Raw genomic sequence first — 4750 nt, forward strand, 5'->3', positions numbered from 1 at the left:
GTCGTGCCGCACGCGCTGGTCGACGCGGCCCGTGCCGCCGTCGAGCGCGAATACCGCTCGCCGGACGGCAAGCCGGCCACGATCTACGTCTGCAAGCCGGCCGCCGGCGCGGGCAAAGTCAATCCATGATGTACGAGGCGGCGGCCGGACGCTATGGCTCGATGCCCTACCCGCATTGCGGCCGCAGCGGCCTGCGGCTGTCCGCCGTGTCGCTGGGGTTGTGGCACAACTTCGGCGGCAATGACGATTTCGATCGCCAGCGCTGGATCGTGCGCGCGGCGTTCGACAACGGCGTCACGTGCTTCGACCTCGCCAACAACTATGGCCCGCCGCCCGGGTCGGCCGAGGAAAACTTCGGCCGCCTGCTCGCGCGGGACTTGAAGCCGTACCGCGACGAAATGGTCGTGTGCACGAAAGCCGGCTACACGATGTGGCCTGGACCGTATGGCGACTGGGGCAGCCGCAAATACCTCGTCGCGAGCCTGGACCAGAGCCTCAGGCGCATGGGCCTGGACTACGTCGACATCTTCTATCACCACCGTCCCGATCCCGCCACGCCGCTGGAAGAGACGATGGCGGCACTCGACTACATCGTGCGCAGCGGCCGCGCGCTGTATGCGGGCATCTCGAACTACAACGGCGAGCGCACGGCCGCCGCGGCGGCGGAACTGCGCCGCCTGGGCACGCCGTTCGTGATCCACCAGATGCGCTACAACATGCTGGTGCGCCAGCCGGAGGCGGACCTGCTTCCCGTGCTGGAGCGCGAAGGCATCGGCGGCATCGCGTTCTCGCCGCTGGCCCAGGGCCTGCTGACGGACCGCTACCTCGGCGGCACGCTGCCGGCCGATTCGCGCGCGGCGGGCAAGGTCGGTTTCCTGAAGCCGGAGCACATCACGCCGGAGCGCCTGCGCATCATCGAGGCGCTGAACCAGGTCGCGCAGGCGGGCGGGCGCACGCTCGCGCAGCTCGCGCTGGGCTGGGTAAGACGCCAGCCTTCGATTGCCTCCGTGCTGATCGGCGCGAGCAGGCCGCAGCAGGTGCTGGATGCCGTGCGCGCGGTGGAGATGGCGCCGCTGGCGGGCGACGAGATCGCGGCGATCGAGGCGATCCTGGCCTCGCAGTAGCCGAAAAAAAACGGCACGCCGCCACAGGGACGACGGCGTGCCGGCGGCAACGACAGGACGGCACCGCCGTACCGTCCCGGCTTCCTGAAAGCGGTGCGAGGCGGCTAGTGGAAGGTGAAGCCGCCGTCCACGTTGACGGACTGGCCGGTCACGTTCTCCATCGTCGCGAGAAAGACCGCCATGCGGCCCATGTCCTCGGGTGTCTGGGCGCGGCCCTGCGGGATGAGCGTGAGCTGGTGGCGCGCCCAGGAATCCTCGACCGACTCCCCCTCCTGCTTCCATTCGTCGGCGAGACGGTCCCACATATAGGTGCGCACGACGCCGGGACAGATGGCGTTCACCGTGATGCCCTCCTGTGCCACTTCCTTGGCCAGCGCGTTCGTGAACCCGACCACCGCGAACTTCGACGCGCTGTAGTGAGCGAGATTGGGAAAGCCTTCCTTGCCCGCGATCGACGCGACGTTGATGATGCGGCCCCACCCCTGCCCGCGCATCGGCGCCAGCGCGGCACGGCATCCCAGGAACGTACCCTTGGCGTTGACGTCCATGACGACGTCCCAGTCCTTCTCCGTCAGGTCCGCGACCGGGCGGATGTTGATGACGCCCGCGCAGTTGACGAGGATGCCCAGCGCGCCGAACGCCGCGACGGCCTCGTCGACCATGGCCTGCACCTGCGCGGCGTCGGTCACGTCCACGCGCCGGGTGAGCGCGCGCCGGCCCAGCGCCCTGACTTCGTCCGCCGTCGCCTGCATGGTATCCTCCAGCAGGTCGGCAATCAGCACGTCGGCCCCGGCGCGCGCGAGTTCCAGCACGATGCCCTTGCCGATACCGCGCGCACCGCCCGTCACGATGGCCGAGCGGCCGGCCAGCGGCAGTAAATTCGACATATCCGTCTCCTCATTGTTGGTTGGTCCCGAACGATGTTGCCGCCGGACTGAACGCAACTAGCGTGCCAGTGGCGGCACGGACGGGAAATCAGGGGGAAAACGGAGAATGGCGGGCCGCGCGTGCGACAGGTGTCGCAGCACCATCCGTATCGCGGCCGACAGGTGTCGCGGCGGACGCCTCAGCACCCGATCCTCAGCACCAATTCTTATCGGGCTTCATGTCGAGGCGGTGCGCCGCGTCGATCACGTCCTGCAGTTCCACCGGGTCGCTGAACGGGTCTTCGTCCAGCGCGGTGACGCGGTTCAGCTCCTTCTGCCAGCGCCGCAACTCGTCGACGTAGGCCTGGTCGGGCACCCGTTCCAGGTCGCCGCCCTTGTCGACGAGGTCGTGGATTCCGTTGTGCACCCACTCGCCGGTATGCCAGTCCGGCATGTCGATACCCGGGAACAGGCAGATGCCCTGCAGGTCCATCCCGCGCCGCACGGCCGCCAGCGATTCGCACATCACATCGTGCAGCCAGCTGGCGCGCCCGCGACCGAGGCCGCTCGTCTCGCCGATGATCATCGGCCTGCGATAGCGTTGCCAGACCGTCTCCAGCATGTCGCACAGCGGCGCGATGCGGTCGTCGTCCGGGGCCAGCGGCGCGTGCGGGCCGTGCTCGCGGTACTCCATCTGCCCGAACGAATACGAGTTCGCGCCGACGATGTCCAGCACCTCGGGCGATCCGCCGAACTCGGGGTGCTCGCGGCCGTACAGGATGTCCCACGCGAGGAAGGTGTCGACTTCCGTTTCATGGCGTGCCGCCTCCACCTGGTCCGGACGGTCGCGCGGCGCGACGACGCGCACCAGCGGATCCACGTGCACCATGCGCGCCTCCGGATCGACTTCGCGGATCGCCTTCACGCCCGCGATCGCGGCGCGGCACAGCGCCAGACGCAACTGCATGCGGTCATCGCGCGAACAACGGTACGGCGCGGCCCAGCCCCACTCGCCGGCGCAGAACGAAAAGAAGGTGATCTCGTTGATCGGCGTGAAAAAGTGTGGGCCGCGGACCTTCGGCACCACGTATGCGGCGGCCGCGCGGCAGTAACTTGCGAAACGGTCCACGAACGCATCGTCGAATGGATCGAGATCGTCCGGATAGCCGTAGTGGCACAGGTCCCAGACCGGGATGACCTTGGCCGCGTTCATCGCGGCGATGTACGAGTCCAGCCCGGAAAAATCGTAGCGGCCGCCCTTGTCCACCATGGGCCACGGGATGCCCTCGCGGGCGACGGCGATGCCGAGGCGGGCAAGCCGCGCGTAGTCTTCGCCGGCATGGCGGTCATGCCCCGTTTCCGCCACCAGGTTGCGGCGGACGCGGTCTTTTCCCCACAGGAAGGTGGAGCATTCGAAACCGGACAGGAAAAAAGTGGGAAAGATTCCGGGACGCTGTGCCACGCGGCTCTCCTTTCGATTCTCGGGCGGAGCCGAGTATAGCCCGGACTCGAAAACCGGCCGTGCACGCTTGCCGCAGGACTACTTGTCGTCCTTACCGGCAAACCACGTCGCCAGCGCGGACCCCGACAGGTTGTGCCACACGCTGAACAAGGCACTCGGCACGGCCGCCAGCGGGCTGAAATGCGCCGCCGCCAGCGCCGCGCCGAGGCCGGAGTTCTGCATGCCGGTCTCGAACATCACCGCCTTGCGCTTGGCGAGGTCCATGCCGAACAGCCGCGCGAACAGATAGCCAAGCGCGAATCCGAGCAGGTTGTGCAGGATGACGGCCGCGAACATCAAGAGGCCGTTCGTCAGCAGCTTGCTTTGGTTCAGGGCGACGATGATCGCGATGATCAGCACGATCGCCACCGTGGACACGAGCGGCAGCGCCTTCACGCTGGCCGCGGCCTGCCGGCGGAACAGCGTCTTGGCGACGATGCCCAGCGCGATCGGCAGGATCACGACCTGCACGATGTCCATGAACAGCGACGTCGTATTAATCTGCATCCACGCACCTGCCAGCAGCGACACGAGCGCCGGCGTGGCGAACGGCGCGATCAGCGTGGACACCGCGCCGATCGATACGCCCAGCGCCACGTCGCCGCGCGACAGGAACGTCATCACGTTGGACGCGGTGCCGCTGGGGCAGCAGCCGACGAGGATCACGCCGACCGCGATGTCCGGCGGCAGGCGCAGCGCGATGGCCAGCACGTACGCGATGCCGGGCATGATGAGGTAGTGGCCGACGACGCCGATCGCGACGTCCTTCGGCCGCCGGAACACCTCGCGGAAGTCTTCCGTGGACAACGTGAGCCCCATGCCGAACATGACAATGCCCAGCAGCGGCGCGATCCAGCCTTTATAACCGACGAACAGCTGGGGCGCGAAGAATCCGAGGGCGGCGAACAGCAGCACCCACAACGAGAAGGTCTTGCCGACGAAGGCGCTGGCTTTTTCGATGGCGTTCACGCTGGGGTCTCCTGATCTGATGGGTCCGCCATTATATGTCCGCCACCCTGACCATTGGCCGGTGCATGGCGGCGCGAACCGCGTTAGCATGGCCCCATCATGACCGACACCTCACCCACCCGCCTGCCGATCGGCACCGCCGACGGCGTCCAGTTCGACGTCGTCGCCTGGGGCCCATCCCACGCCGACGTCGACTTCAGCGTCGCCTGCATGTTCGAGCATGAACTCGGCGGCGGCATGGCCGGCGGCCTGCTCGCGCTGGACCAGGCGCTCGGCGGCCAGTTGTCGCG

At 67.7% G+C, this 4750-nt stretch carries 5 protein-coding genes; 2 read left to right on the forward strand and 3 right to left on the reverse strand.

Going from position 1 to position 4750, the window contains the following annotated elements; translation table 11 throughout:
- Positions 1-125 precede the first annotated feature (125 nt).
- The gene (locus ACEN88_RS24560) at positions 126-1124 is read left to right on the forward strand and encodes an aldo/keto reductase (RefSeq protein WP_413343887.1); all 999 of its coding nucleotides are present in this window, start codon (positions 126-128) and stop codon (positions 1122-1124) included.
- A gap of 104 nt (positions 1125-1228) precedes the next feature.
- Here ACEN88_RS24560 and ACEN88_RS24565 read toward each other — a convergent pair whose 3' ends face one another.
- The 3 genes from ACEN88_RS24565 to ACEN88_RS24575 form a co-directional block, all read right to left on the reverse strand.
- On the reverse strand, positions 1229-2011 hold the full coding sequence (locus ACEN88_RS24565; RefSeq protein WP_413343889.1) for an SDR family NAD(P)-dependent oxidoreductase: 783 nt from the start codon (positions 2009-2011) through the stop codon (positions 1229-1231).
- Between the two features lie 193 nt (positions 2012-2204).
- Positions 2205-3452: a b-glycosidase gene (locus tag ACEN88_RS24570; protein WP_413343891.1), complete on the reverse strand. Its 1248-nt coding sequence runs from the start codon at positions 3450-3452 to the stop codon at positions 2205-2207.
- A 78-nt stretch (positions 3453-3530) separates the two neighbouring features.
- Entirely contained in the window at positions 3531-4460 is a 930-nt protein-coding gene (locus tag ACEN88_RS24575) for a bile acid:sodium symporter family protein (RefSeq protein ID WP_413343893.1), read from the reverse strand.
- Between the two features lie 99 nt (positions 4461-4559).
- On the opposite strand from ACEN88_RS24575, the gene ACEN88_RS24580 reads away from it, so the two are divergent.
- The coding region (locus ACEN88_RS24580) for a hypothetical protein (protein ID WP_413343895.1) at positions 4560-4750 on the forward strand (191 nt) is incomplete at its 3' end.

Origin of the sequence: Massilia sp. CT11-108 (assembly GCF_047302915.1) — a bacterium.
Classification (GTDB): Bacteria; Pseudomonadota; Gammaproteobacteria; order Burkholderiales; family Burkholderiaceae_D; genus Telluria; species Telluria orientalis.

Bases quoted from the DNA above. Each gene is read 5' to 3' on its own strand.
- ACEN88_RS24565 (WP_413343889.1), bottom strand. From the start codon at position 2,011: ATGTCGAATTTACTGCCGCTGGCCGGCCGCTCGGCCATCGTGACGGGC.
- ACEN88_RS24560 (WP_413343887.1), top strand. From the start codon at position 126: ATGATGTACGAGGCGGCGGCCGGACGCTATGGCTCGATGCCCTACCCG.